Raw genomic sequence first — 25,993 nt, forward strand, 5'->3', positions numbered from 1 at the left:
CGCGGGCTCAGCCGAGCTTGAGCAGCAGCCCGGCCAGCTCGTCCGGCATGGTGATCATGCAGTCGTGGCCCGTCGGGAGCTCCCACACCTGGGCGGGACTCCCGTCGGGTTGGACCTCGGGGACGGGCAGGCGCACGATGCCCTCGGGCACGCCTGCCGTGCAGTGGATGTGCGTACGCGGGATCATGCGCGCGGCCGGGTCGCCCAGCCTGACCGGCTGCTGGAAGCAGCGCAGCGGCATGTCCGACAGCATCCCCCGCAGCCACGCCTGGTCGGCCGGGTCGGTGACCCCGAACAGGCCGGCGGGCGGCGGCAGCTCGGGCATCGGCGGCACCCGCCAGCCCTCCCCGGACGCGGCCGCGGCGTCGAGCAGCGCCTGGGTCATGGGCTGTACGTCCACCGCACGCTCGCCGTCCTCGGGGACCATCGCGTCGAGGTAGACGAGCCGGCCGACGCGTCCCGGCACCCGGCCCGCCGCCCCCGTGATGACGAGCCCGGCGTAGCTGTGGCCGACGAGGATCACGTCGGTGAGGTCCTCATCGGCGAGCAGTCCCGCGACGTCGGCGACGTGGGTGTCCAGCCCCACGTGCGGGCCGAGCAGGCGGGCCCGGTCGCCGCAGCCGGTCAGGGAGGGCGCGAGCACCCGGTGCCCGGCCTCGGCCAGCAGCGGGACCACCCGATCCCAGCAGCGCCCGCCGTGCCAGGCCCCGTGGATCAAGACGTACGTCGACATGGTGAAGCTCCAGACTCGTGTGCGACGGTGTTCGTGCGGGACACGAGGCTTCCCGGGTAGCGGTGGCCGGGCCAGAGCCCCCGCGATCCTGGGGGCGGCAGGACCAGGCACGCCCGCCGGGGCACGGCGTAGCGTGGGGCGCATGAGCGACAGAGCCAACCTTCTCGGCGACTACGTGCGCGCCCGGCGGGAGCTCGTCACTCCCGAGCAGGCGGGCATCCCCGCATCGGGCGTACGGCGCGTGCCCGGCCTGCGCCGTGAAGAGGTGGCGCTGCTCGCCGGCATCAGCGCCGACTACTACCTGCGCCTGGAGCAGGGGCGCGACCGCAACCCCTCACCGCAGGTACTCGAAGCGCTCGCCCGGGCGCTGCAGCTCGACGACGACGCGACGGCCTACCTGCTCCGCCTCGGCGCGCAGCGGCCGCGCAGGCGCCGGCGGCGGCCGCGCAAGGAGTCCGTCCCCGAGGGCGTGGCCAAGCTGATCGCCGCGCTGCCGCTGCCCGCGTACGTGGAGGGCCGCTACCTCGACGTGCTGGCCGCCAACGACCTGGCCACCGCCCTGTCACCGCGGCTCGCGGCGGGCCGCAACCGGCTGCGCGACACGTTCCTCGACCCCGCCGAGCAGGCCCTGCACCCCGGCTGGGAGAACGCCGCGCCGGGCATGGTCGCCGGGTTCCGCGCGTCCGTGGGCACCGACATCGACGATCCTCGCTTCATCGAGCTGGTCGGCGAGCTGTCGCTGGCCAGCCCGCACTTCGCCCGGCTGTGGGCGCGGCACGACGTCGGCACCTGCGAGGGCGCGGCCAAGCTGCTCGCTCATCCCCAGGTCGGCGAGCTGTGGCTGAACCGGGAGCGGCTGGGCGTGCAGGGCGCGCCGGGCCGGACGCTCGTGGTCATGCACCCGGATCCCGGCACCGGCAGCGCCGAGAAGCTGGCGCTGCTCGCGTCCATCACACGCGCCCCCGCCTGAGGCCCCGGCGCCCCACTCACACGCGCCCCCGCCTGAGGCCCCGGCGCCCCACTCACACGCGCCCCCGTCTGAAGCTCCGGCGCCCCATCACGCGCGCTCCCACCGGAGACCTCGGTGTCCGTTACGCGCGTGCCCTCCTGAGGCTCCCGGGGGCTTATGACCCGGACTCGACCCTGGCGGGCGCCGTCAGCCGGGCGATGCGGAACGTGACGGGCCGGCGAATGCGGAAGCCGAGCCGCTCGTACAGGCGGATCGCCGGATTGCCGTCGGCGACGTGCAGGAACGGCTGCTCGCCGCGCTCCCTGACGACCGCGATGACGGCGAGCATCAGCCGCCGCGCCAGCCCCTGACCCTGGTGCGCGGGGTCGGTGCAGACGGCGCTGATCTCGGTCCAGCCCGGCGGGCGCATCCGCTCGCCGGCCATCGCCGCCAGCGCGCCGCCCCGGCGGATGCCGAGGTAGACGCCGAGCTCGACGGTGCGCGGGAGGAACGGCCCCGGCTGGGTGCGGCGGACGAGGTCCAGCATCTCCGGCACGTCGGCGGGCCCCAGCCGCACCACCTCGTCGTCGTTCTCCCCCGCGACGTCCTCGCCGGTGAGCTGGTAGCCGGTGATCTCCGTGACCTCGGCCAGGCCGTCGGGCGGCGCCGGCATGGGGCCGGTCATCAGCACGGTGCCGTCCGCGCCCGCCAGCGCCGCCGCGTCACGCCAGTCGGCGAGGCCGGGCTCGGGCGGCAGCGACACGAACGGGGAGACCTCGAAGGCGTAGCGCAGCACCTGGCCGCGCCGTACGGCGAAGTGCGCCTGCGGCCCGAGCAGGGCGGCGCGCACCGGGTCGTCCAGCACGTCCTCGACGGGAGAATCGGGGGCATCACCGCGGGCTGCGCAGGAGGTGGATGCGGTCATGCCCCGACCTTATCCGGCACGATCCGGCCGTCGCGGGCCGCCTCGGCTCCAGTGATCTCGCCGTGCATGGCTCCCCTTCACCTCCGTGAACCACGGCCCAGCTCAGCACGGGCTGCGAAAATCCGTCAAGGTCTACTTGTTATTAGGGATTTTATTCCATGCATAACCCACTTGATTTATCGAGAATTCCTTCTTACGTTGAAGCTGCAGCAGCCGGAGAGGATGCCATGCGTCACGTGACCGTGTTCGATCTCGACGGGACGCTCGTCGACACGCCGCGCGCCATCGTCGAGACCTTCACCGCCGCGTTCGGCGCGCTCGACGCTCCCGCCCCCGCCGCCGCGGCCATCCGCACCACCACCAGGCTCCCGCTCCAGCGCGCCTTCGGCGACCTGCTGGGCGCGGATCCCGGCGGCGCGCTGGTGGCCGAGGCCATCCCGCACCGCCGGCGCCTGTTCAAGGAGACCGAGCTGCCGCGCGCCCGCGAGCTGATCTTCCCGGGCGTGGCCGAGGGGGCGGCGGGGCTGCGTGCCCGCGGCAGCGTCCTGGCCGTGGCCACCAGCGAGGCCATCGGCGAGGTCGTCACCCTGGCGAAGGCCGAGCCGGCGGGCGGCGAAGCGACCCGGCGGGATGCGCCGCAGGCCGCCGGCCCACGACAGACCGTCGAAACACCGCAAGCCGTCGAGTCGCCGCAGACCGCCGAATCGCGACAGACCGTCAGGTCGCCGCAGGCCGCCGAATCGCGACAGACCGTCAGGTCGCCGCAGGCCGCAGGATCGCGGCAGGGCGCCGGGGAGGAGGCCCGATGAGCGGGGGACGCGCGCTCGACTGGGCGCTCGCGATCGCCGGCGGCGTGCTGCTCACGCTGATGACCCAGGCCAACGCCGTGCTCGCCGGGTACACCGACGCCCTCTACGCCTCGTGGGCCGCGCACGGGCTCGGGGCCGTGGTGGCCGCGCTCCTGGCGCTGGCGCTCGCCCGCCGTGCACCGGCTCCCGACCCGGCGACCGGCGATGGCCCGGCCCGCGCGCCGCTCTGGTACTACCTGGGCGGCATCCCGGGCGCTCTCGTCGTCATCCTGTCGGCCATCGCGGTCAACAGCGAGCTGGCCCTGGCGGGCACCGTCGCGCTGATGCTCACCGGACAGATCATCTTCGGCACGGTCTCCGACCGGTTCGGCCTGCTGCACACGCCGCAGCGCCGGATCACGCTCATGGACCTGGCGGTGGCGGCCTGCGTGCTCGCGGGCAGCGTCCTCATCGTCGCGGGAGGGGCGTGACCATGCTCTTCCTCGTCGCCCTGGCGCTGTTCAACGGCGTCCTCATCGGCACCAGCCGCACGATCAACGGCCGGCTCAGCACCCGCAAGGGCGCGTTCCGCGCGTCCGTCTGGAACCACGTGGTCGGCTTCGTCTTCCTCAGCGCGGTGCTGCTCGTGCTGCGCACCTGGCCGGACGTGACGGACACGCCGATCGCCGCGTACGCGGGCGGCGTGTTCGGTGCGTTGTTCGTCGCGGTCAACAGCTACGTCTTCCCCGGCTCGGCGCGATGAGCGCCTCCGTGCTGGTGATCAGCGGGCAGGTGCTGTCCGCCGTGGTCATCGACTGCATACAGCAGGGCGCGCTGCCCGCGCCGATCAGGCTGGCCGGCGTGGTGCTCGTGCTCCTGGGCCTCACCCTGCCCGGCTTGTCAGCCCGTCTCCGTCAGAGGGAGATCCATCCGTGCCCGACCGAAAAGAAGTGATCGGCCCCCGTGACCGAGGACCCCGTGGCCGAGGACCCCGCGGCCGAGGACCCCGTGGACTCCGCCGTGGCCGAGGCCGCCGTACGTGAGGCGCCGGCCGCCGCGGAGCGCGACGGCGTCACCGGCAACGCGATCACCCGATATCTCATGCGAGCCGCCGACGAGGTCACCGGCGGGCGGGCCTCGCAGGCCACCATGGCGGTGCTCATCAGCACCGCCGAGGTCGGCGGCGTGCTCGCGGCCGCGTACACCCGCCATCGATCCGCTCTCCGACAAGGACGCACCCATGCCCGTTGAGTTCCTCGGCATCGCCTACACCAACAACTCCTCGGAGACCACCGCCCGCTCGGGCCCGTCGTTCGACAAGGACTACACCCTCAAGCTCGCCCGCGCCCACGAGGACCACGGGTGGGACCGGGTCCTGTTCGCCTACGGGTCCGACACGCCGATCCCCACTCCGGCCGCGGCCTGGCTGGCGGCGAAGGTGGAGCGGCTGCAGATCCTGCTCGCGCACCGGCCGAACGTGTCCTACCCGACCTACGCCGCGCGCTCGTTCGCGACGCTCGATCACATCAGCGACGGGCGGCTGACGATCCACTTCATCACCGGCGGCAACGACCACGAGCAGCGCCGCGAGGGCGACACGCTGACCAAGGACCAGCGCTACAGCCGGACCGAGGAGTACATCCAGATCGTCAAGAAGGTGTGGACCAGCAAGGAGCCGTTCGACCACGAGGGCGAGCACTACCGCTTCTACGACTACGTCAGCGACGTCTTCCCGGTGCAGCGGCCGCGTCCCGGCGTCTCCTTCGGCGGCTCCTCCCCCGCCGCGTACGCCGCCGGCGGCGCTGAGGCCGACATCTACTGCCTGTGGGGCGAGCCGCTCGCCGACACCGCCCAGCAGATCGAGTCGGTGTGGGCGGCGGCGCGGGCGGCGGGCCGTACGGACCGGCCGCGCATCCAGGCGGCCTTCCGGCCGATCATCGCCCCTACCGAGGAGCTGGCCTGGGAGAAGGCGCACCGCACGGTCGAGGCCATCAAGGCGCGGCGGGCGACCAGGAGGCCGCCGCGCGGCCACGCGCCCGAGGGGCCGGAGAACACCGGCGCGCAGCGGCTGATCGCGATCGCCGCCAGGGGCGAGCGCTTCGACCGGGCGTTGTGGACGCCCACGTCCGCCGCGACCGGCGGCGAGGGCAACTCCAACGCGCTGGTCGGCACTCCCGAGACCGTGGCCAAGGCGCTGCTCGACTACTACGACCTGGGCGTGGACATCATCTCCGCGCGCGGCTACGACCTGCTCGGCGACGCCATCGACTTCGGCCGGTACGTCATCCCGATCGTCAGGGAGGAGGTGGCCAAGCGGGACCGCGAGGGCGCGGAGCGCGGCCCGCACCTGCTGGAGAAGATCGTCGCCGGGATCTGACCGGCCGGGGCGCCCGGGTCCGGAGGAGGGGCGGGCGCTCCGGCCCCGGGTCAGGACTGGTCGGGGAGCAGGGGCACGCGCAGGCGGGTGAGCAGGTGGCGGCGCAGCGCGCCGAAGGCCGGGTCGTCCTGGGCGCGCGGATGCGGGAGCGTCACGGCGGTGTCCTCGGCGATGCGCCCGTCCTCCAGCACGAGCAGGCGGTCGGCGAGCAGCAGCGCCTCGTTCACGTCGTGCGTCACCAGGAGGGCGGCGAAGTCGTGCTCGTCGCGCAGCCGGAAGAACAGCGCCTGCATCCTGAGCCGGTTGAGCGCGTCCAGAGCCGCGAACGGCTCATCGAGCAGCAGCAGGTCGGGCTCGCGGACCAGCGCGCGGGCGAGGGCCACGCGCTGCGCCTGGCCGCCCGACAGCTCCGCGGGCCAGGCCCGCCCGCGGTCGGCCAGCCCGACCTCGGCCAGCGCGGCGGCCGTACGCTGGGCCAGGTCCGGTCCGCGCAGCCCGAGCGCGATGTTGTCGGCGACCCGTTTCCACGGCAGCAGCCGATGCTCCTGGAACACCACGGCGATGTGGCCGCTGGTGCGCACCTCGCCGTCGGCGCCGGAGTCGAGGCCCGCGATGATGCGCAGCAGCGTGCTCTTGCCCGAGCCGCTCGCACCGAGCAGCGCGACCACCTCGCCTTTGCCGATGCGCAGGTCGATGCCGTCGAGGACGAGCCTGTCGCCGTACGCGCGGGTGATGCCCCGCGCGTCGACCACCGCCGTGTCCGACGCTGCGTCCGCCGCGGGTGCGGCCTCGCTCAGCTCGCCTCCAGACCGCGCCGCCATGCCAGCGCCCTCCCTTCCAACGTGCGCAGAGCCAGATCGGACAGCAGGCCGAGCAGGGCGTAGATGACCAGCCCCAGCACGACCACCTCGGTCTGGGCGAACTCGCGGGCCTCCATCATCATGAAGCCGAGCCCGCTGTCGGCGTTGACCTGCTCGCCGACCACCAGGCTGAGCCAGCCCGCGCCGAACGCGAGCCGCAGGCCCAGGAAGAGCGACGGCAGCGCGCCGGGCAGCACGACGTGGCGCAGCCGGGCGGCGGCGGACAGCCCGCAGGTCCGCGCCGCCTCCACCAGCCGCTCGTCGATGCCCCTGATGCCGCTGTAGGTGTTGAGGTAGACGGGGAAGAACGCGCCGAGCGCGACCAGCGTGATCTTCAGCGGCTCGCCGATGCCGACCCAGATGAGCAGCAGCGGGACCAGGCCGAGATGGGGCAGCATGCGGGCCATCTGCACCGGCGGGTCCACGAGGTCGTCGCCGATGCGCAGCAGCCCGGCGATCGAGCCGAGCGCGAGCCCGAGCCCGCCGCCGACGGCCAGGCCGATGACGGCCCTGAGCAGCGAGTCGACGAGGTTGACCCACAGCGTGCCCTCGGCGGCCAGCCGCCAGCCCGCGGCCAGCACGTCGCTGGGGGCCGACAGCTTGTCCGGCGGCAGGATCCCGGCCCGCGAGCAGCCCTCCCAGACCACCACGAGGAGCACCGGGGTGACGGCCCGCCGCCAGCGGGCGGCGCGCGGGGCTTTCCGGTTGCGCCGCACGCGGGTGCGCTCGCCTTCCGTGCGCGCGGGCCGTACGGATGTGGCGGTCATCGCAGCACCTCGCTGAACCTGTCGTCCACCCGCCCGGCGATGTCCACCTTGCCGGGGATGAGCTTCAGCGCGGTGAAGCCGTCGGCGATGCGCTGCAGCTCCGCCCCGATGCCGGCGTTGACCGGGGCGATGGGCCTGGCGCTGCGGGCCAGGGCGCGCTCGGCGACGTCTTCTGGGATCTTCAGCTCGGGCGCCATCGCCTGGGCCCGCTCCTTGGGATGGGCGATGCCCCAGTCGGTGGTCTCGCGGAGCTGCTTGAGCAGCCGCTCGATCTGCGCGGACTTGGTCTCCAGCGCCTCGGGCGAGGCGAGCAGGTACTCGCGGTTGCCGGCCAGCCCGGTCGCGTCGGCGAGCACCTTGACGCCGGGCCGTTCGGCGAGCGCGAAGTACGGATCCCAGATGATCCACGCGTCGACCTGCCCGTTGTCGAACGCGGGCCGCCCCTCCGCCGGCTTGAGGTATTTCACGTTCACGTCGTCGATCGACATGCCGTGCTTCTCGAGGAGCCGGACCAGCAGCCAGTGGACGTTGGAGCCCTTGTTGAGCGCGATCGACTTGCCCTTCAGATCCTCGAAGCCGATGATGCCGCTGTCCTCCTTGACCAGGACGGCCTCGCCTTGCGGCACCTCTTCCGAGGTGCTGATGATCTTGAAGTCGATCCGGCCCGCCGCGGCGAAGATCGGCGGCGCTTCGCCGGTGTAGGCGACGTCGATGGAGCCGGCCTTGAGCGCCTCAGTCGCCGCAGGACCGCTCTCGAACAGCGACCACGTCACATCCGGCGCCACTCCCCTGGCCTTGACCAGGGTGAGGGCGCCGAATCGCTGATAGCCCACCCGTAGCGGCTCGTCGCGGCCCGCGGCCTGCGACGCCTCGCCGCCGCAGGCGGCCAGGCCGATGAGGAGGACGAGCACGCCCATGACATTCAGGAACAACCGTGAGGGCCGATTGCGCATGCACCGCATACTACCTACAAAACCTACTGATTTACTAGGTTTCGATAGGCGGCGCCCGGGTGGCTGTCCGGCAGCCGGTGGATGCCCGGGCCGAGCAGGCGTTCGCGCAGCGTCGAGTCCTCGTACGAGGTGCGGTAGCGGCCCCGGCGCTGCAGCTCGGGCACGACCAGCTCGATGAAGTCCTCCGCGGTGCCCGGCGACAGGTACTGCATGAGGTTGAACCCGGTCGCGCCGGTCTCGTCGGCCCAGCGCTCGATCTCGTCGGCGACCCGTTCGGGGGTGCCGGCGACGAAGAACGGGCCGCGCCCGATGCGGCCGATGGACTCCAGCACGTCGCGCACCCGCAGCCCGCGGCCCACGAGCTGCCGCACGGCCCGCTCGGTGAAGTCGCCGCCGCGCGCCACGATGTCGTCGATGAACTCCTCGGGGTCGTAGGCCGCGAGGTCGATGCCGCTGCCGCGCTGCGCGAGGAAGCCCTCGACCCGGATGTGCCGCTGCAGGTCGGCGATCTTGGCGTCCACCTCGGCCTGCGTTCGGCCCACGATCACGGAGGCGCTGGGGAAGAACGTGATGTGGTCCGGGTCGCGGCCGTAGGCGGCGGCGCGGCGGCGGGTGTCGGCGATGTCCTCGCGCAGCGCCTCCAGGGACGCCGCGCCGGTGAAGACGGCCTCGGCGTGCCTGGCCGCGAACTCCTTGCCCCGGTCGGAGTTGCCCGCCTGGTAGAGCACGGGCGTGCGCTGCGGCGAAGGCTCCGACAGATGCGGGCCGGCCACCCGGAAGTGCTTGCCGACGTGGTCGATGGCGTGCACCTTGGCCGGATCGGTGTAGATGTGCCGCTCCCGGTCGCGCAGCACCGCGCCGTCCTCCCAGCTGCCCTCCCACAGCTTGTAGAGCACCTCCAGGTACTCCTCGGCGATCTCGTAGCGCAGGTCGTGCTCGATCTCGTCGTCCAGGCCGAAATTGCGCGCGGCGTTGCGCAGGTAGGAGGTGACGATGTTCCAGGCGACCCGGCCCTTGGTCAGGTGGTCGAGGGTGGACATGCGGCGGGCGTGCGCGAACGGCGGCTCGTACGTGGTGGAGAACGTCACCGCGAACCCCAGGTGCTTGGTCACCGCGGCCATGGCGGGCACGACGAGCAGCGGGTCGTTGGCGGGGATCTGCACGGCCTCGCGGATGGCGGTCTCGGGCCCGCCGCGGTAGCGGTCGTAGACGCCGACCACGTCGGCCAGGAACACGGCGTCGAACAGGCCGCGTTCCAGCAGCTTCGCCAGGTCGGTCCAGTACTCCAGGTCGGTGTAGCGGTGGCGGTTGTTGTCGGGGTGCGTCCACAGTCCGTGCTGGATGTGCCCGACGCAGTTCATCTCGAAGAGGTTGAAGTGGATGATGCGGCTCATCGGGGATAGCTCCTGGGGGCGATGCCGTTGAGGTGGTAGTTGCCGACGTCGTGCACCTTGGCCCGGCGCGGGTCGTGCACGGTGTGGGTGCGCGCGTTGCGCCAGTGCCGGCTCAGGCCGAGCGGCTCGCGTACGGCGGAGGCGCCGGCCAGCTCGAACCATTCGGCGCTCACCCGGTTGGCGGCGCGGTCGGCCTGCGCGCGGGCGGCGGCCATGGCGACGGCCGCCTCCGCCGCGAGCTCGGGGAAGTCCTCGGGCGGCGCCGATCTGGCCCGGTCCACGGCGTCGCCGGCGCTCTCCAGCAGCGCGCGTGCCGCCCTGGTGAGCACCGCCAGCTCGCCGAAGAGCTGGATGACGACCGGGTCCTCGACCACCTTCTCCGGCTGGGCGCCCGGCCAGCCGCCCCTTCGGTAGCCGCGCAGGAAGGCGGCGGCGTCGGCGAGCGCGCCTTCTGCGATGCCGGTGTCGATGGCCGCGTGGATGAGCAGGCCGAAGGTGCGGAACGTGCTGACCTCGGCCCGCTTCACCCGCATCACGTGCTCGGCGGGCACGAACACGTCGTCGAGCAGGACGGTGCCGCTGGCCGTGGTGCGCTGACCGAAGCCGTCCCAGTCGTCGACGACGGTGACGCCCGGCGCGTCACTCGGCACGAACGCCACGCGGTGGGAGTCCTCGTCGAGCGCGGTGACCGGGATCCAGTGGGCGAACAGCGCGCCGGTCGAGTAGATCTTGCGGCCGGAGATGAGGTAGCCGTCCTTGTGCGGGCGCAGGGTGGCACGCTCACGCTCGCCATTGGGGCCGCGCGCGTCCACGGCGGCGTTGCCGAAGCGGCGTCCCGCCAGCGCTTCGGCGTAGAAGAACGCCTGCTGCTCGGGGCTGCCGTGCTCGCGCAGCGAGTCGAGGTACCAGAAGTGGTTCTGCGGGATCTGCCCGATGCTGGCGTCGGCCGCCGACAGCTCCCTGATGACCGCGCCCAGCGTGGCGGTGCGCACGCCGGGGCCGCCGTGCTCGGCGGGGACGGTGATGCCGAGCAGGCCGCTGTCGGACAGCGCCTCCAGCTCGGCCACGGGCAGGACGCGCTCGGCGTCGCGCCGCACCGCTCCCTCGGCGAAGGTCGCGGCCAGCTCGCGGGCGATCGCGATCGCCTCGTCATCGGTCTTGATCACATGTGCCATGTCACACCGCCGTCGTCAGTCTCGGAATCGCCGCCACCAGCTCCTTCGTGTACGGGTGCGCGGGCTCGCGGAAGACCGTCTCCACCGGCCCTTCCTCGACCACGCTCCCGTCCTTCATGACCAGCACCCGGTCGCACAGGTGGTGGACCACGCCCAGGTCGTGGGAGATGAACAGGTAGGCCACGCCGGTCTCCCGCTGCACGTCCTCCAGCAGGTCGAGGACCTGCGCCTGGACCGACACGTCGAGCGCGGAGACCGGCTCGTCGCAGACGATCACCGAGGGCGACGGTGCCAGGGCCCGCGCGATGGCCACCCGCTGCCGCTGCCCGCCGGAGAGCTTCAGCGGCCTGCGTCCCAGGTGCTCCTCGCCGAGCCCCACGAGCTCCAGCAGCTCGATCGAGCGGGCGCGGCGCCGTTCGCGCGGCACGCCGGCCACGTCCAGCGCCTCGGCGAGGATCTTCGCCACCGTGTGGCGGGGGTCGAAGGAGGCCAGCGTGTCCTGGTAGACGACCTGGACGTCGCGGCGCTGGGCGCGGTCGCCGCGCGTCCACGGCCGTCCGTGCACCTCGACCGCGCCGGTGTCGGGCGGCGTCAGCCCGAGCGCGATCCTGGCCGTGGTGGTCTTGCCGGAGCCGGACTCGCCGACGATGCCGAGCGTCTCGGCGGCGCGCAGCTCGAACGACACCCCGTTCACGGCCACCCGGTCGCCGAAGGACTTGCCGATGTCCCTGGCGCGCAGCACGACCTCGCCGCGGGGCCGCCGCGGCCCGGTCGCGCCCGCGGGCGGGACGGTGCCGGACAGGCGGGTGCCCTTGGTGTGCTCGGCGGGGATCGCCCGCAGCAGCTTCTTGGTGTACTCGTGCTCGGGCCGGGTGAGCACCTCACTGCTCGGCCCCTGCTCGACGATCACGCCGTCCTTCATGACGGCCACCCGGTCGGCCAGCCGGGCCACCACCGCCAGGTCGTGGCTGATCACCAGCAGCGACCTGCCCTCGGCCTTGATCCCGGCCAGCAGGTCGAGCACCTGCGCCTGGATGGTGACGTCCAGGGCGGTGGTGGGCTCGTCGGCGATGATCAGCTCGGGGCCGGCGGCCAGCGCGGTCGCGATCAGCGCCCGCTGGCGCAGGCCGCCGGACAGCTCGTGCGGGAGCTGCCCGGCGCGCAGCTCGGGCTCGGGCACCCCCACGGACGCCAGCAGCTCCACCACCCTGGCCTTCCTGGCCGGGCCTGACAGGTCGGTGTGGGCGGCCAGCACGTCCTCGATCTCCTTGCCGACCTTGCGCAGCGGGTCGAGCGAGACCAGGGCGTCCTGCAGGACGAAGCCGATGCGGCCGCCGCGCAGCCTCCGCCAGCCGCGCTCGCGCAGCCGGGTCAGGTCCTGGCCGTCGAAGGTCAGCCCGGCGGCGGTGACGCGGGAGCCCGCGCCGGTGAGCCCGACCAGCGTGCGGGCGGTGACGCTCTTGCCGGAGCCGGACTCCCCCACCAGGGCGAGGCACTCCCCCGCCCCGATCTCGAACGACACGCCGTGCACGACGGGTGTGCCGCCGAAGGCGACGCGCAGGTCGTCCACCGTGACCAGGCTCATCCGGTCCTCCCTTCCGATCGCAATCTGAGCGCCCTGCCGACCACGGTCACGCTGATCACGGTCAGCGTGATGGCCAGGCCGGGGAAGAGGCCGTACCACCAGGCCCGGGAGATGAAGTTGCGGGCGGTGGACAGCATGGAGCCCCATTCGGGCTCCGGCGGCGGCGTGCCGAGGCCGAGGAAGCTCAGCGCGGAGCCGGCCACGAGGGCGGTGCCGACGCCGATGGTGGCCAGGATGAGCACCGGTTTGACGGCGTTCGGCAGCACGTGCCGGAGGATCACGCGCGGACCGGGCAGGCCCAGCGCGTACGCCGCCTCGACGTAGCCCGCCCGGCGGATCGCCAGCGTCTGGGCGCGGACGAGCCGGGCGTACGACGGGATGTTGGCCACGCCGATGGCGAGGATGGCGTTGCCGGTGCCGCCGCCCGCCACGGTGATGACGACCAGGGCCAGCAGCAGCTCGGGGAAGGCCATGCCGACGTCCGACAGGCGCATGATGACGTTCTCGACGATCCGGTTGCCGAGCCCCGCGGCCAGGCCGAGCAGCCCGCCGAAGACCAGGGCGACGGCGATCGCGCCGAAGCCGAGCAGCAGCGAGGCGCGGGTGCCGTGCACGATGCGGGCGAACACGTCGCGGCCGTTCTCGTCGGTGCCGAGCAGGTGCGCGGCGCTGGGCGGCTGGAGGGTGGCGCCGCTGTCCACGGCGAGCGGGTCCTGCCCGGTGAACAGGCCGGGCACGAGCGCCGCCAGCACGAGCACGGTCAGGACGGCCGCGGCGAGCCACACGCCGATCCGGTTCACGCCGCCTCCTTCAGCCGGGGGTCGATGACCAGGTAGAGCAGGTCGACCAGGAGGTTGACCAGGACGTAGATCAGCGCCGACAGCAGCACCACGCCGAGCACGAGCGGCAGGTCCTTGGCGTTGACGGCCGAGACGAGCAGGCGGCCGATGCCCTGCCGGGTGAACAGCGTCTCGGTGACCACGGCGCCGCCGAGCAGCGCGCCCACCCAGAAGCCGGTCATCGTGACCAGCGGGGTCAGCGCGTGCCTGAGCGCGTGGCGCAGCCGTACGACGGTGTCGCTGAGCCCGCGGGCGCGGGCGCTGACGATGAACGGCTCCTCCAGCACCTCCTCCAGGGCCTCGCGCAGCACGTGGCCGAGCACGCCCGCGATGGGCAGCGCCAGGCAGAGCGCGGGCAGCACCAGGGAGGCGAAGCCCTGGCCGCCGGTGGAGGGAAGCAGCCGCAGCCCGAAGGAGAAGACGGTCAGCAGCACGATGCCGAGCCAGAACGTCGGCGTCGAGGCCGCCACCAGCTCCACCACCGAGGCCAGGCCGCGCCAGCGGCGGCGGCCCGCCGTGGCCAGGGCGATGGCGACGGCCAGGAACAGCCCGGTGAGGGCGGCCGCCACGGCCAGCTCGACGGTGGCGGCGGCCTGCTCGCCGATGGCCTGGGTGACCGGGGTGTGCAGGCGGTAGGAGGTGCCGAAGTCGCCGTGCGCGATGCGCCACAGGTGGGAGACGTACTGCTCGAACCAGGGGCGGTCGAGGCCGTACTCGGCTCTGACCTGGGCGAGCACCTCGGGGGTTGGCGCGGCGCCCTCGCCGCCGACGACGGCCTCGGCCGGGTCGCCGGGGGTGAAGTGCACGACGAGGAAGGTCAGGGTGGCCGCGCCCCACAGCACGCCGAGCCCGGCGAGCAGGCGCCATCCGATGAACGTCAGGGTCTTCATTCGTCCAGCCAGGTGTCGTAGAAGTAGGGCGACGGGTAGGCGGGCGTGAAGGCGAGGTCGCGGACCTTCTTCTGGTAGGCGACCGGGCGCGGGTCGTCGTAGAAGGGAATGGCGGGGACCAGTTCCAGGAGCCTGGCCTGCGCCTTGTTGTACAGCTCGGTCGGGTCTTTGGCCGCCCTGGCCTGCTCCAGCAGCTCGTCGAGCTGAGCGTCCTTGAGCCTGGCGACGTTCTGGCCGCGCCGCTCGGGGGTGGTGATGTTCTTGGAGGAGTACTGGATCCACAGCACGTCGGCCGTGTTCGTGGCCCACAGGCCGGAGCTGAGGTCGTAGTCGCCCTTGATGGAGCGGTCGGTCAGCTCCTGCTCGGGCGGCGTCTGGATCTGGATGTCCAGGCCGATCTTCCGCGCGGCGGCCTGGGTCTGCACGGCGATCTGCATGCGCTGGGCGGGGAAGTTCGCGGCGATCGGGAAGTACGCGGTCAGCCGCTTGCCGTTCTTGAGCCGGATGCCGTCCTTGTCCCTGGCGGTCCAGCCGGCCTCGTCGAGCAGCTTGTTCGCCAGCGTCTCGTCATGCTTGATGCTGCCGCTCAGCCCCTGCGCGTAGCCGGGCGTCGAGGTGGTGACGAAGCCCTGCGCCACCTGGTACTGGCCGAAGGAGATGCCCTTGATGATGGCCTCGCGGTCCACGGCGGCGAGCAGCGCGCGGCGCACGCGGACGTCGTCGAAGGGCGGGCGCGAGGTGTTGAGCCAGAACGACATCGGGTGCCCGGGGCGGATCGCCGTGAGGAAGCCGAGGCCGGGGTTGGCCTTGACGTCCTCGACGTTCTGCGGCGGGGTGAAGTCGATCGCGTGCACCTCGCCGGAGGCGAGCGCGTTGTAGCGGGTGCCGTCCTCGGCGAGGAAGCGGATCTCCAGCCGGTCGAGGTAGGCGGGGCCGGTGTGCTTGGCGCTCTTCGGGCCCCAGTTGTAGTCGGGGTTCTTCCGGTACGTGATGCTCTGGCCCTTGGTCCACTTCTCGAAGATGAACGGGCCGGAGCCGATCGGGTGCGTGCAGATGCTCTCCGGCGCCTCCTTGATCTGCTTGGGCGAGATCATGCCGAGGTAGCCCTGGGCGAGGATGTCCAGGAACGGCCGGTACGGCGAGCGGAGCCTCACCTGGAGCGTGTACTCGTCCAGCACCTTCGCGTCCTTGTAGGGCGCGATGTAGGAAGCGGCCAGCGGGGACTTGGTCGCCGGGTCGCGCATGTGCTCGAAGTTGGTCTTCAGCGCCTCGGCGTTCCAGGCCGCTCCGTCGTGAAATCTCACGCCTTTGCGGAGCTTGAAGGTGTAGGTCAGGCCGTCGTCGGAGACCTCCCAGCTTTCGGCCAGCCACGGCTGGATCGTCCCGTCGGCGTCGAACCACACCAGCGAGTCGGCGACCGGGACCGTGGTCACCGGGCCGTCGGAGCTGGCGTTGCCGTGCGGGTCGAGGCAGGGCGGCTCCTGGCCGTTCTCGCCCAGGATCAGGGTGCCGCCGGACTTGGGGGTGCCGGGGTCGTCGTTCGTGCCGCCCGAGGTCCCGGCCGCGCTGCCGCATCCGGCGAGCAGCAGCGCGAGCGCGAGCGCGGCGAGGGGGGTCTTGGTCATGTCAGCTCACCCATGCGTCGTGGAAGATGACAGCGCCGTAGGCGTGATCCCAGGTCAGGCCGTGCACCCGGGACTGTGCCGAGACGAGGCTCGGCCGGTCGTACAGCGGGATGGCGGGCGCCAGGTCGAGCAGCCTGGCCTGCGCCTTGGCGTACAGCTCGGTCGGGTCCTTGGCGGCTCGGGCCTGCTCCAGCAGCTCGTCGAGCTCGTCGTCGGAGAGCCTGGTGATGTTCTGGCCGCGCCGCTGCGGCGTGGTGATGTTCTTGGAGGAGTACTGGATCCACAGCACGTCGGCGGTGTTGGTGGTCCAGATGCCGACGGAGACGTCGAAGTCGCCCTTGCCGGTGCGGTCCTGCGACTCCTGCGAGGTGACGTTCTCGATCGTGATCTCGATGCCGGCCTTGGCGGCGGCGGCCTGGGTCTGCACGAGGATCTGCGTGTTCTGCGGGTTCACGCCGGTGTCGATGGCGACGGCGCTCAGCCGCCTGCCGTTCTTGAGGCGGATGCCGTCCTTGTCCCTGGCGGTCCAGCCGGCCTCGTCGAGCAGGGCGTTCGCGCGGGCCGGGTCGTAGTCGATCCGGCCGCCCTCGGCGTGGTCGGGGGTCGCGGCGGTGACGAAGTTCGTGGCCACGTTCCACTGGCCGAAGGAGACGCTGTCGATGATGGCCTTGCGGTCCACGGCCAGCGTGAGCGCCTGGCGTACCCTGCGGTCGTCGAAGGGGGCGCGGCCGGTGTTGAGCCAGACCGAGAACGGATGTCCGGGCCGGTCGATCGTGATGAAGGTCAGGTCGGGGTTCGCCTTGACGTCCTCGACGTTGGCCGGCGGGGTGTTGTCGATCACGTCCACCTCGCCGGAGAGCAGCGCGTTGTAGCGGGTGGCGTCCTCGGCCAGGAAACGGATCTCCAGCCGGTCGAGGTACGCGGGCCCTTCACGGCCGGTCGGCCCCCAGGCGTAGGCGGGGTTCTTCTTGTAGGTGATGCTCTGGCCCTTGGTCCACGTGTCGAGGACGAAGGGTCCTGACCCGATCGGGTGCTCGCAGGTGCTCTCCGGGGCCTCCTTGAGCTGCTTGGGGGAGATCATCGCCAGGTACGACTGCGCGAGCACGTTCAGCAGCGCCGAGTACGGCGAGCCGAGCCGCACTTCGAGGGTGTGCTCGTCCAGGACCTTCGCGTCCTTGTAGGGCGCGATGTACGAGGCGGCCAGCGGCGACTTGGTCGCCGGGTCGCGCATGTGCTCCAGGTTGAGCTTCAGCGCCTCGGCGTTCCATGCCGACCCGTCGTGGAACGTCACGCCCTGGCGGAGCCTGAAGGTGTAGGTCAGGCCGTCGTCCGAGATCTTCCAGCTCTCGGCCAGCCAGGGCTTGATGTTCCCCTCGGCGTCCTGCCACAGCAGCGAGTCGAAGATCGGGCGGCTGACGACCGTGGTGTTGGTGGTGGACGTCTGGTGGGGGTCGAGGCAGGGGGGTTCGTCGGCGTTCTCCCCGAGCACGAGCGTGCCTCCGGGCTTCGGGCCGGAGCCGGCGGCGGCCGGTCTCGGGGTGGCGTCGGCGCCGCAACCGGCCAAAACCGCCATGACCAGGGCTGCGACGAGGAGCGTTGTGGAGCGGGTGAGCATGGAGGTCCTTAAACAGGCATTGCCTACCTGCATTGCAGGGATTACGGTGAACCCTAACGTAACACGCAGAACGGGCGAAACAACATGACCCACGTGATCGCCGTCGGCACCGAGGTGCTCGCGGAGGAGAGACGATGACTTTGACGTTCCACTGGTTCCTGCCCACCTACGGCGACAGCCGTGACATCGTGGGCGGCGGTCACGGGCTTCCCGCGGGCGCGGCCTCGGGCGCCCGGCCCGCGACCCTGTCCTACCTGCGCCAGATCGTGGAGGCCGCCGAGCAGACCGGCTTCGTCGGGGCTTTGACGCCCACCGGCGCCTGGTGCGAGGACGCCTGGCTGACCACCGCGATGCTGGCCGGCACCACCGAGCGGCTGAAGTTCCTGGTGGCCTTCCGCCCCGGGCTGGTCTCCCCCACGCTCGCCGCGCAGATGGCGGCCACGTTCCAGTGGCAGTCGGGCGGGCGGCTGCTGCTCAACGTGGTGACCGGCGGCGAGGCGCACGAGCAGCGCGCCTACGGCGACTTCCTCGACAAGGACTCCCGCTATGCCCGTACCGACGAGTTCCTGCACATCGTGCGGGCGCTGTGGCGGGGCGAGAGCGTCAGCTTCACCGGCGAGCACCTGCGGGTGGAGGACGCGCGGCTGGCGCGGCTGCCCGACCCGGTGCCGCAGGTGTACTTCGGCGGCTCATCCCCCGCCGCGGGCCGGGTGGCGGCGCGCCATGTGGACGCGTACCTCACCTGGGGCGAGCCGCCGGACGCCGTGGCGGAGAAGATCGCCTGGATCAACGGACTGGCCGCCGCCGAGGGACGTACGGTGCGGCACGGCATCCGCCTGCACGTGATCACCCGCGACACCAGCGAGCAGGCGTGGGCGCAGGCCCGCAGGCTGCTCGACGGCATCGACGAGGCGACCGTGGAGAAGGTGCAGGCGGGCCTGCACCGCAGCGAGTCCGAGGGGCAGAAGCGCATGCTCGCCCTGCACGGCGGCAAGCGGGACCGCCTGGAGATCTATCCGAACCTGTGGGCGGGCGTCGGGCTCGTGCGCGGCGGCGCGGGCACGGCGCTGGTCGGCAGCCACACCGAGGTCGCCGACCGGATCGAGGAGTACCACCGGCTCGGGCTGACCGAGTTCGTGCTGTCGGGGTACCCGCACCTGGAGGAGGCGTACTGGTTCGGCGAGGGCGTGCTGCCGATCCTGCGCGAGCGCGGCCTGTGGCGGCATCCTGCCGAGTCCGGGAGCGCCGAGCCCGTGTCCGTCCCGTTCGCCACGGCGGGGGCCCGATGAGCGCGACAGCACAGGGCGCGACGGCACAGGACGCTGCGGCCGAGAGCGCATCGAGCGCGAGCGCGCCGGCCAAGGGCGCGCCTGCCGGGGACACGCCGGTCGAGGGTGCGCCGGGTGAGTCGACGCTGGCCGAGCTGCGGAAGCGGGCGGATGAGCTGCTTCCCGAACTGGCGGCGGGGGCCGCGCGGCGCGAGCTGGAGCGCGAGCTGCCGCACCGGGAGATCCGCGCGCTGGCCGACGCCGGCCTGCTCACCTTCCGCATCCCCGCCTCGTACGGCGGCGGCGGCGCGAGCGTGGCCGAGGTGTTCGATTTCCTCATCTCGCTGGCCGCCGCCGACTCCAACATCGCCCAGGCGCTGCGCCCCAGCTACGGCCGGGTCGAGCACCTGCTCGCCGCCCCGGAGGCCGACCGCGAGCGCTGGTTCCCGCGCTTCCTGGCCGGTGACGTGTTCGGCAACGCGGGCTGGGAGATCGGCGGGGCCAACGGCGAGGTGCGCACCCGCATCGACGGCGACGGCGTCGTCAACGGCAGCAAGTACTACAGCACGGGCGCGCTGTACTCCGACTGGATCAGCGCGTCGGCCGTGGACGACGCGGGCGAGCGGGTGTTCTTCACCGTGCCGCGCGACCGCGAGGGGCTTGAGCTGCTCGACGACTTCGACGGGATCGGGCAGCGGCTCACGGCCAGCGGGACGACCCTGCTGAACGGGGTCAAGGTGGCGCCGGAGGAGATCGCCGCGCGTCCCGGCGGCGGGGGCCGCTCCCCCGTCAGCGCGTTCATGCAGCTCTACCTGGCCGGCGTGCTGGCCGGGATCGCGAGGGGCGCGCTGGCCGACGCCGTCGCCTTCACCCGTGAGCGGGCCCGGCCGATCCAGCACAGCGGCGTCGCACGGTCGGTCGACGATCCGTACGTGCGGCACACCGTCGGCGAGATCTCCGCCCGCGCCTACGCCGCCGAGTCCGCGGTCCTGCACGCCGCGTCGGCGATCGACCGGGCGTGGGCGGGCGGGCTGGACTCCGGCCTGCTCACCGATGCGGCCGTGAAGGTCGCGCAGGCGCAGTTCGTCGCGGCGGAGTCGGCGCTGAAGGCGTCGGAGCTGGTGTTCGACGTGGGCGGCGGCTCGGCGGTCGCGCGCAAGCACAACCTCGACCGGCACTGGCGCAACGCCAGGACGGTCGCCAACCACAACCCGCGCGCCTGGAAGGCGGCCGTGGTCGGCGCCTACCGCCTCACCGGCGAGCAGCCGCCGGTCAACGGCCTGTTCTGAGCCGTTGCTCGCCTGAGCTCCGGCGGGTGACGGCCCCCACGGCAGGCCGTCACCCGCCGGTCCCGCATGTCGTACGGGGCCTCGCTGCGGACGCGCTCCCGCACCGGTCCCGCATGTCCTGCGGAGCCTCGTTGCGGACGCGCTCCCGCGCCGGTCACGCGTGCCCGGCGAAGCCTCGCGCGGCCCCTCGCACGCCCGGCGCGGCTTCGTGCGCGCCTGCGTGCCGTTCACGCGTGCGAAGGCGCACTCCCGGGCCGGTCAGGGGTGCCCGGTGGAGACGCTCGGGAACGGCAGGACGGGGAACGGGTTGTCGGGCAGGAGCAGCACCCGGCGGGCCTGGTCGGGCTGGCCCGCCGCGTCGAGGTGGAGCAGGGCGGCACCGATGCCGGCCGCGCCGACCATGTAGCCGGTGTCCGCGCTCACCTCGCCGGGCCGCACCCGGCGGTACGCCTGGTACCAGCGGTAGCCGCCCCCGTCGTGGTCGTCGGCCCTGGCGACCAGGTCGGCGGCGAGCGTACGGGCGAACTCCAGGCAGGAGGCGCGCCCGGTGATCGCCCAGAGCCCGACGAACAGCTCGACCAGGCCCGCCGTTCCGCAGCACTGGCAGGCCGAGTTCCAGTAGCCGGGGGTGCGGCGCGGCGGGGCCGCGCTGTCGACGACGCCGAGCGCGAGCCGTTCCATCCAGTCGAGGTCGTCGAGGTCGCCGGTCACCCGGTGGAGTTCGTAGAACATCCTGGCCACACCGGCCGCACCCGAGCAGAACCCGGCGTAGAACAGCTCCCCGGTCCTCGGCACATGGTGCGGGACCAGCGCCCGCCCTTCGCCGGTGACGCTCACCTCGCGGATGAAGGCGGCGCCGCTGCGGGCGGCGCGCAGGAAGCGCTCGTCGCCGCTCACGCCGTACAGGCGGGCGAGGAGGAAGGCGATGCCGGCGGATCCGGTGAGGAAGCCGGGGGAGATCGCGTCGGACGGCAGGCCGTCGAGGCCGCCGTGCCGGCCTCCGGGGACCGGCAGTCCGGCGATGCGCAGGCCGGCCTCGACGGCGGCGGCCTCGTACGCGGGCTCGCCGAACCTGGCGGCGGCGCGCAGCAGGCCGAGTACGATGCCGCCGTCACCGCTCAGCGCGGGGTCGAACGTCCAGCCGGGGCCGTCCACGCGGGTGCGACCGCCGTCGACGATCGTCTCGGCGATGGCCGCCGCCTCGGCGTCGAGGCGTTCGTCGCCGAGCGCCCATCCGGCCTCCATGAGCGCGACCATGATGCCGGTGCGCCCGTGGTGCAGGCTCAGATCGTCCTCGCGCCGCCAGGTGGCCGCGAGCCACTGCGCGCCGCACCGGGCGTCCTCCAGGTAGGAGTCGTTGCCGGTGGCGGCGGCCAGTTCCAGGAAGAACAGCACGATCCCGGCAGCTCCCGAGTACAGGGATCGCGGTCGCGGGGGCACCGCCGACCTGCCGTGCCGGTCGGGGTTGGCCCGCCAGTGCCTGCCGTCCTCGTCGTCCACGGCGGCGGATCTGATCCAGCGCGCCGTGGAGAGGGCGGCCGTCATCGGAGAGTGGGCACGAGCACTCATGGGGCGCAGCTCGTCCAGGCTCATGACCGGACTCTGGCACACATAGGACACATTTCGCAGGCTTTTCCGATTATTTCCGTAGGTTTGATGGAGAAGGCGGCGGGCCTCGTCGTGGCCGCGCGCGCTCATAGAGCCGCCGGAGGGTGGTCGGCAATCACAGGTGCTTTCATCGCCGGCCCGCGCCTGTAAGTCTCGGTCGAGTCCTGAGCGGGCTTCAGTACCCGGTGCCACGAGTATAACCTATAAAGCTAGTAGGAATTGTTGACTTTGCTCGGAGGCCGCCGTAGCTTCACGGTCATGAAGCCTCCGACCAGGCGCCCGGCGTGGTGACCGCGGCGGCGCCGCCGCGGACGACCGTCCCCGGCGGCGCACCCGAGCCCGCCACCCGGCGACGGCGGACCGCGGCCCGCGGAATCCGGCCGCGCGCGTTCCCCGCCTGCTCCGCCCTGCGGGCCACCGTCAGCCACGCCGTCCGTCAAGCCGCCGGATGGCCGTCACAGAACAGGAGCGCACCATGTCCACGCCGACCGACACCCAGCTGAACCTGCAGCCGCTCGGACCGCACTTCGGCGCCCGCGTCGAAGGGCTCGACCTGGCGACCGCCTCCGACGAGGAGCTGGCCGCCGTACGCGCCGCGCTCGTGGAGCGCAAGGTGCTCTTCTTCTCCGGCCAGAACCTCGACGAGGACGGCCAGGTCGCGCTCGGCCGCCGGCTCGGCGAGCTGACCGCCTCACATCCGGTGGTCGCCGGCGTGGACGAGGCGCATCCGGAGATCTACGCGCTCGACAGCGCCGACGACGGCTTCGCCGACGTCTGGCACACCGACGTCACCTTCATGCCCCGGCCGCCGCTCGGCTCGATCCTGCGGGCCGTGATCCTGCCGCCCACCGGCGGCGACACGAGCTGGGCCGACAGCCAGCTCGCCTACGACTCGCTGTCCGCGCCTGTCCAGCGGCTGGCCGACCAGCTCACCGCCGTGCACGACGGCAACCGCGAGTTCGGCTACTACCTGGCCCAGCGGCGCGGCGGCAAGGGCAACGAGTGGGACGGCAAGGTCGTGACCCGGCTGGACCCGGTGGAGCACCCCGTCGTCCGCGTGCATCCGGAGACCGGGCGGAAGGGGCTGTTCGTCAACCCCGGCTTCACCTCGCACATCGTCGGCGTCTCCGAGGCCGAGAGCCGGCATCTCCTCGACCTGTTCTACGCCCACCTGACCAAGCCCGAGCACATCGTCCGCCACCGCTGGAGCCTCGGCGACGTCGCCATGTGGGACAACCGCAGCACGATCCACTACGCCAACCGCGACTACGGCACCGCGCGCCGGGTCATGCACCGCATCACGCTGCGCGGCGACCGCCCGTTCGGGCCGGCGTCCACGCCCGGCTGACGTCGGGGGGTGCGGACGAGCCTGCCTTGGAGGTGGCCGGCGGCGACGCAGCCGGTGCGCGCCGGCCACCGGACCCGGCTGAGGCATGGGGCCGAGGGATGCGGCGGAGGCTCAGCGCGCGCCGGGCCGGGCGGACAGCAGAGCCGACAGCAGGGCCGTGCGCCGGAGCCCGACGTTGGCGCCGTCGCCGCGGCCGGGCGACATGGTGTGGACGGCGTCGCCGAGCAGGGTGACAACGGGTCCGTCCAGGGCCCCACGGGGCGGGCCGAGGCGATGGGGCCACCGAACGTGCCGGGCACGTCGGCGGCGGCGACGATCTCGCCGTCGCCGGATGCCCGGACTCGACCGTACGGGCGGCCGGCCCGTGCAGCTCGCGGGGCTCGGGCGGCGCGGGCCGCCGGCGGGTGGGGTGACGGCCCAGGAGAGGCAGCCGGGGATGTCGGTCAGGCGGGCTCGCGGTGCGATGCGGGCGGCGGCTTGTGCGGGAGGTTCAGCGATACGGCAGGTGGCCACCGAGAACGTGGCGCCGCCGGCCACGGTGACGTGGAGCGGTGACCGCTCGGTACTGGTGGGCTTCGATGGTGTCAGGTCAACCTGACACCCTTGGGCGGTGTCCCCGCTCGGCTAAGGTGGCGGGCGTGAGCGCCAACACCGACCGCGGCACCGAGTTGCGGGAGAACCGGGCAACGTTCCCGGAGCGGGTCCGGCTCAAGGACGCGCTGGAGGCCGCGCGTACGGCCGGGCGGGGCGGGGAGGCGGCACGGCTGGAGGCACGGCTCGCCGAACTGCCGGAGATCGGCCCGCTGGAGGCGCTGCAGGCCAACGCCGGCCTCATGGGCATGCTCACCGCCCAGCGCTGGATCGCCATGCGCTCCGCCCAGGCAGAAGGCGCCGGCCCGGAGCAGATCGGCCGCGGGCTGGGCATCTCCAAGCAGTCGGCGTGGGAGTTCATGAAGCGCCGCATCGACGTCCGCAACCACGACTGAGACCCCGCGATGAACGATCACTCCCCGGGAACGCCCGCCATGCGCAGCGACGCGCGCCGGAACTACGAGCGGCTGCTGCACGTGGCCGAAGACGCCTTCGCCAGGCAGGGCGTCAACGCCTCGCTGACCGAGGTCGCCAAGCGCGCGGGCGTCGGCATCGCCACGCTGTACCGGCACTTCCCCACCCGCGAGGCGCTGATCGACGCGGTGCTGCGCGAGCGGTTCGACCGGCTCAGCGCGCGGGGCGGCGAGCTGCTCGAGAGCCGCTCACCTGAGGACGCGCTGATCGCGGCGAACTTCGCGGAGGGCGCGCCGCGTACCCGGGCGCTCGCAGTCTTCTCGTCGGTGTCCGGCCTGAGCCTGTCGGCCGGGCTGATCCTCGGCGGGCTGCTCACCTCGCTGGCGTCCTGGCGCTGGGTCATGTTCGTCAACGTGCCGGTCGGCGTGGTGATCGTGGCGCTCGCGCTGCGGTACGTGCGCCCCGTCGCGAAGCACCGGACCGGGCTCGACGTGGCCGGCGCGGTCCTCGGCACGGCCGGCATGACGGCGATGGTCTACGGCTTCGTCCGCGCGGGCGAGGCGGGATGGGGCGATCGGAGCGCGCTGGCCGCGCTCGCCGTCGCGCTCGTCGCGCTGGTCCTCTTCATGGTCGCCGAGGCGCGCGTGGCGCACCCGCTGCTGCCGCTCGGGCTGTTCCGCGACCGCAACCGCGCCGCCGCGTACCTCAACATGTTCCTGATCTCGGCGACCATGCTGGGGATGTTCTTCTTCCTCACCCAGTTCCTGCAGACCGTCGAAGGCTTCACCCCGCTGGCGACCGGGATCGCGTTCCTGCCGCTGGCCTTCACCGCGCTGGTCTCCGCACGCGCGGTGCCGTGGCTGCTGTCCCGGCTCGGTCCCAAGGCCGTCACCGCGTCCGGCACGGTGGCGATCGCGGCGGGCATCCTCTGGCTCACCCGGCTCTCCGCGATGTCCGGGTACGCCACCGGCATCGCCGGCCCGTTGATCCTCTTCGGCCTCGGCATCGGCATCACCTTCGTACCGCTGAACTCCTTCATCCTCGCCGGGCTGCGCCCGCACCAGACCGGCGCGGCCGCCGCGACCGTCCAGACCATGCAGCAGGCGGGCAGCTCGCTCGGGCTCGCCGTCCTCGTCACGGTGTTCGGCGCCGCCGTCCGCGACGCCGCCCCCGGCTCCCCCGCCGTCCTGGCCGACGCCATCGCGACCTCGTTCGCCGCGGCGAGCGCGTTCGCGGCCTGCGCGCTGGCCGTCGCGGTCATGGCGGTCCGCCGGCCCGGCTAGCCTCCATGATCCGCGGCGCCCACGACCGCGACGGGGCAGGGTGCGTTCAGCAGCAGGTCGCGGGCGATGCCCGGCCGCCGGCCGGGGCGCGGCGAACCACCATGAGCGTGGCGGGCGGGTGGTCGGCGGCGGGCTCGATCCGCACGCCGGGATGGCCGCGCTCCCACTCCGTGAGGTCCGCCTCGGCGGCCAGGGCGACCTGCCGGAGCCGCGCCTCGTGGTAGGCGAACTCCAGGACGGCGGCGTCCGGCTCGGGGCCGGTGACGACGATCGGCCCGGGATTCTCGGGCAACGGCAGCGGTCCAGGCCCGCGGACGACGATGACGGGGCAGGCGGCGTGCGCGGCGGTGTACTCGGCGACCGACCCGACGACCGCGCGGGGCAGCGCGCCGAGCCCGCGCGAGCCGACCACGATCAGCTCGGCGTCCTTGGAGAGCTCGACCAGGCGCTCGGCGGCGGAGCCCTCGTACAGGTCGGTGTCGACCCGCAGGCCCTGGCTGGTCTGCCTGGCGCACTCGGCGCCGTGCCACATCACGTGCTCGGCCGCCTTGCCCAGGTGGGATTTGGCCTCCTCGTCCGCCTCACCGTACGGCCACTGCCAGGCGTGCACGACCAGCAGCGGCAGCGTGCGCAGCTCCGCCTCGTCGAGCGCCCAGTCCAGGGCCTGCATGGAGAAGTCCGAGCCGTCGTAGCCGAGCACGACATGTCCGGCCATCA

General features: G+C 72.8%; 24 protein-coding genes and 1 pseudogene. 11 read left to right on the plus strand and 14 right to left on the minus strand.

Going from position 1 to position 25,993, the window contains the following annotated elements; all coding sequences use genetic code 11:
- Nucleotides 1-7: 7 nt before the first annotated feature.
- The gene (locus tag ACFMQL_RS38530) at nt 8-733 is read right to left on the minus strand and encodes an alpha/beta fold hydrolase (RefSeq protein WP_378789724.1); all 726 of its coding nucleotides are present in this window, start codon (nt 731-733) and stop codon (nt 8-10) included.
- 142 nt (nt 734-875) lie between these two features.
- Here ACFMQL_RS38530 and ACFMQL_RS38535 point away from each other — a divergent pair, with 142 nt between their 5' ends.
- The gene (locus ACFMQL_RS38535; protein WP_378789726.1) at nt 876-1,703 is read left to right on the plus strand and encodes a helix-turn-helix domain-containing protein; all 828 of its coding nucleotides are present in this window, start codon (nt 876-878) and stop codon (nt 1,701-1,703) included.
- Nucleotides 1,704-1,857: 154 nt separating this feature from the next.
- Here the strand turns inward: ACFMQL_RS38535 and ACFMQL_RS38540 are convergent, their stop codons facing one another.
- The gene (locus tag ACFMQL_RS38540; RefSeq protein WP_364067782.1) at nt 1,858-2,607 is read right to left on the minus strand and encodes a GNAT family N-acetyltransferase; all 750 of its coding nucleotides are present in this window, start codon (nt 2,605-2,607) and stop codon (nt 1,858-1,860) included.
- Nucleotides 2,608-2,843: 236 nt separating this feature from the next.
- Between ACFMQL_RS38540 and ACFMQL_RS38545 the strand changes: the two genes are divergently transcribed.
- From ACFMQL_RS38545 to ACFMQL_RS38565, 5 genes and pseudogenes are all read left to right on the plus strand, one after another.
- Entirely contained in the window at nt 2,844-3,416 is a 573-nt protein-coding gene (locus ACFMQL_RS38545; protein ID WP_378789728.1) for an HAD hydrolase-like protein, read from the plus strand.
- Nucleotides 3,413-3,886, plus strand: a complete 474-nt coding sequence (locus tag ACFMQL_RS38550; protein ID WP_364067786.1) for a DMT family transporter — start codon at nt 3,413-3,415, stop codon at nt 3,884-3,886. Before ACFMQL_RS38545 ends, ACFMQL_RS38550 begins: the two co-directional genes overlap by 4 nt.
- Nucleotides 3,887-3,888: 2 nt before the next feature.
- Nucleotides 3,889-4,349: pseudogene (locus ACFMQL_RS38555) on the plus strand (DMT family transporter).
- 9 nt (nt 4,350-4,358) lie between these two features.
- Nucleotides 4,359-4,646: a pseudouridine-5'-phosphate glycosidase gene (locus tag ACFMQL_RS38560; protein ID WP_364067787.1), complete on the plus strand. Its 288-nt coding sequence runs from the start codon at nt 4,359-4,361 to the stop codon at nt 4,644-4,646.
- Nucleotides 4,636-5,772 (plus strand): LLM class flavin-dependent oxidoreductase, encoded by a 1,137-nt coding sequence (locus ACFMQL_RS38565; protein WP_364067788.1) that lies wholly within the window; start codon nt 4,636-4,638, stop codon nt 5,770-5,772. The genes ACFMQL_RS38560 and ACFMQL_RS38565 overlap by 11 nt, the downstream gene beginning before the upstream one ends.
- Before the next feature lie 50 nt (nt 5,773-5,822).
- On the opposite strand, the gene ACFMQL_RS38570 is transcribed toward ACFMQL_RS38565, so the two are convergent.
- From ACFMQL_RS38570 to ACFMQL_RS38615, 10 genes are read right to left on the minus strand one after another with little or no spacing between them, the layout of a single operon-like run.
- On the minus strand, nt 5,823-6,593 hold the full coding sequence (locus tag ACFMQL_RS38570) for an ABC transporter ATP-binding protein (protein ID WP_364067789.1): 771 nt from the start codon (nt 6,591-6,593) through the stop codon (nt 5,823-5,825).
- On the minus strand, nt 6,566-7,399 hold the full coding sequence (locus tag ACFMQL_RS38575; RefSeq protein ID WP_364067791.1) for an ABC transporter permease subunit: 834 nt from the start codon (nt 7,397-7,399) through the stop codon (nt 6,566-6,568). Before ACFMQL_RS38575 ends, ACFMQL_RS38570 begins: the two co-directional genes overlap by 28 nt.
- The gene (locus tag ACFMQL_RS38580) at nt 7,396-8,352 is read right to left on the minus strand and encodes an aliphatic sulfonate ABC transporter substrate-binding protein (protein ID WP_378789730.1); all 957 of its coding nucleotides are present in this window, start codon (nt 8,350-8,352) and stop codon (nt 7,396-7,398) included. The genes ACFMQL_RS38575 and ACFMQL_RS38580 overlap by 4 nt, the downstream gene beginning before the upstream one ends.
- A 23-nt stretch (nt 8,353-8,375) precedes the next feature.
- A complete protein-coding gene (locus ACFMQL_RS38585; RefSeq protein ID WP_364067794.1) occupies nt 8,376-9,746 on the minus strand; it encodes an LLM class flavin-dependent oxidoreductase in 1,371 nt (456 codons plus the stop codon).
- The gene (locus tag ACFMQL_RS38590) at nt 9,743-10,921 is read right to left on the minus strand and encodes an SfnB family sulfur acquisition oxidoreductase (protein WP_364067796.1); all 1,179 of its coding nucleotides are present in this window, start codon (nt 10,919-10,921) and stop codon (nt 9,743-9,745) included. The genes ACFMQL_RS38585 and ACFMQL_RS38590 overlap by 4 nt, the downstream gene beginning before the upstream one ends.
- 1 nt (nt 10,922) lies before the next feature.
- Nucleotides 10,923-12,506, minus strand: coding sequence for a dipeptide ABC transporter ATP-binding protein (locus ACFMQL_RS38595; RefSeq protein ID WP_378789733.1), 1,584 nt, complete (start codon nt 12,504-12,506; stop codon nt 10,923-10,925).
- Entirely contained in the window at nt 12,503-13,306 is an 804-nt protein-coding gene (locus ACFMQL_RS38600) for an ABC transporter permease (protein ID WP_378789735.1), read from the minus strand. Before ACFMQL_RS38600 ends, ACFMQL_RS38595 begins: the two co-directional genes overlap by 4 nt.
- Nucleotides 13,303-14,235: an ABC transporter permease gene (locus ACFMQL_RS38605; RefSeq protein ID WP_378789736.1), complete on the minus strand. Its 933-nt coding sequence runs from the start codon at nt 14,233-14,235 to the stop codon at nt 13,303-13,305. The genes ACFMQL_RS38600 and ACFMQL_RS38605 overlap by 4 nt, the downstream gene beginning before the upstream one ends.
- Nucleotides 14,232-15,860, minus strand: coding sequence for an ABC transporter substrate-binding protein (locus ACFMQL_RS38610; protein WP_378789737.1), 1,629 nt, complete (start codon nt 15,858-15,860; stop codon nt 14,232-14,234). The genes ACFMQL_RS38605 and ACFMQL_RS38610 overlap by 4 nt, the downstream gene beginning before the upstream one ends.
- Nucleotide 15,861: 1 nt before the next feature.
- Complete coding sequence (locus tag ACFMQL_RS38615; RefSeq protein WP_378789739.1) at nt 15,862-17,475, minus strand: ABC transporter substrate-binding protein; 1,614 nt, start codon at nt 17,473-17,475, stop codon at nt 15,862-15,864.
- A 134-nt stretch (nt 17,476-17,609) separates the two neighbouring features.
- Here ACFMQL_RS38615 and ACFMQL_RS38620 point away from each other — a divergent pair, with 134 nt between their 5' ends.
- Both ACFMQL_RS38620 and ACFMQL_RS38625 read left to right on the plus strand, forming a co-directional pair.
- Nucleotides 17,610-18,764 carry an LLM class flavin-dependent oxidoreductase gene (locus tag ACFMQL_RS38620; protein WP_364067808.1) on the plus strand — a complete coding sequence of 385 codons (1,155 nt, stop codon included), beginning with the start codon at nt 17,610-17,612 and terminating at the stop codon, nt 18,762-18,764.
- A complete protein-coding gene (locus ACFMQL_RS38625) occupies nt 18,761-20,032 on the plus strand; it encodes an acyl-CoA dehydrogenase family protein (protein ID WP_364067810.1) in 1,272 nt (423 codons plus the stop codon). Before ACFMQL_RS38620 ends, ACFMQL_RS38625 begins: the two co-directional genes overlap by 4 nt.
- 258 nt (nt 20,033-20,290) lie before the next feature.
- On the opposite strand, the gene ACFMQL_RS38630 is transcribed toward ACFMQL_RS38625, so the two are convergent.
- On the minus strand, nt 20,291-21,625 hold the full coding sequence (locus tag ACFMQL_RS38630) for a lanthionine synthetase LanC family protein (RefSeq protein WP_364067812.1): 1,335 nt from the start codon (nt 21,623-21,625) through the stop codon (nt 20,291-20,293).
- 490 nt (nt 21,626-22,115) lie between these two features.
- On the opposite strand from ACFMQL_RS38630, the gene ACFMQL_RS38635 reads away from it, so the two are divergent.
- The 3 genes from ACFMQL_RS38635 (at nt 22,116) to ACFMQL_RS38645 (ending at nt 25,276) form a co-directional block, all read left to right on the plus strand.
- Nucleotides 22,116-22,988 (plus strand): TauD/TfdA family dioxygenase, encoded by an 873-nt coding sequence (locus tag ACFMQL_RS38635; protein WP_364067814.1) that lies wholly within the window; start codon nt 22,116-22,118, stop codon nt 22,986-22,988.
- Nucleotides 22,989-23,626: 638 nt separating this feature from the next.
- Nucleotides 23,627-23,974: a hypothetical protein gene (locus ACFMQL_RS38640; RefSeq protein WP_378789742.1), complete on the plus strand. Its 348-nt coding sequence runs from the start codon at nt 23,627-23,629 to the stop codon at nt 23,972-23,974.
- 9 nt (nt 23,975-23,983) lie between these two features.
- A complete protein-coding gene (locus tag ACFMQL_RS38645; RefSeq protein WP_378789743.1) occupies nt 23,984-25,276 on the plus strand; it encodes an MFS transporter in 1,293 nt (430 codons plus the stop codon).
- Between the two features lie 46 nt (nt 25,277-25,322).
- Here the strand turns inward: ACFMQL_RS38645 and ACFMQL_RS38650 are convergent, their stop codons facing one another.
- Nucleotides 25,323-25,991 carry a universal stress protein gene (locus ACFMQL_RS38650; protein ID WP_378789745.1) on the minus strand — a complete coding sequence of 223 codons (669 nt, stop codon included), beginning with the start codon at nt 25,989-25,991 and terminating at the stop codon, nt 25,323-25,325.
- Between the last annotated feature and the right edge of the window lie 2 nt (nt 25,992-25,993).

This window comes from Nonomuraea fastidiosa, assembly GCF_042751225.1.
Lineage (GTDB): Bacteria > Actinomycetota > Actinomycetes > Streptosporangiales > Streptosporangiaceae > Nonomuraea > Nonomuraea fastidiosa.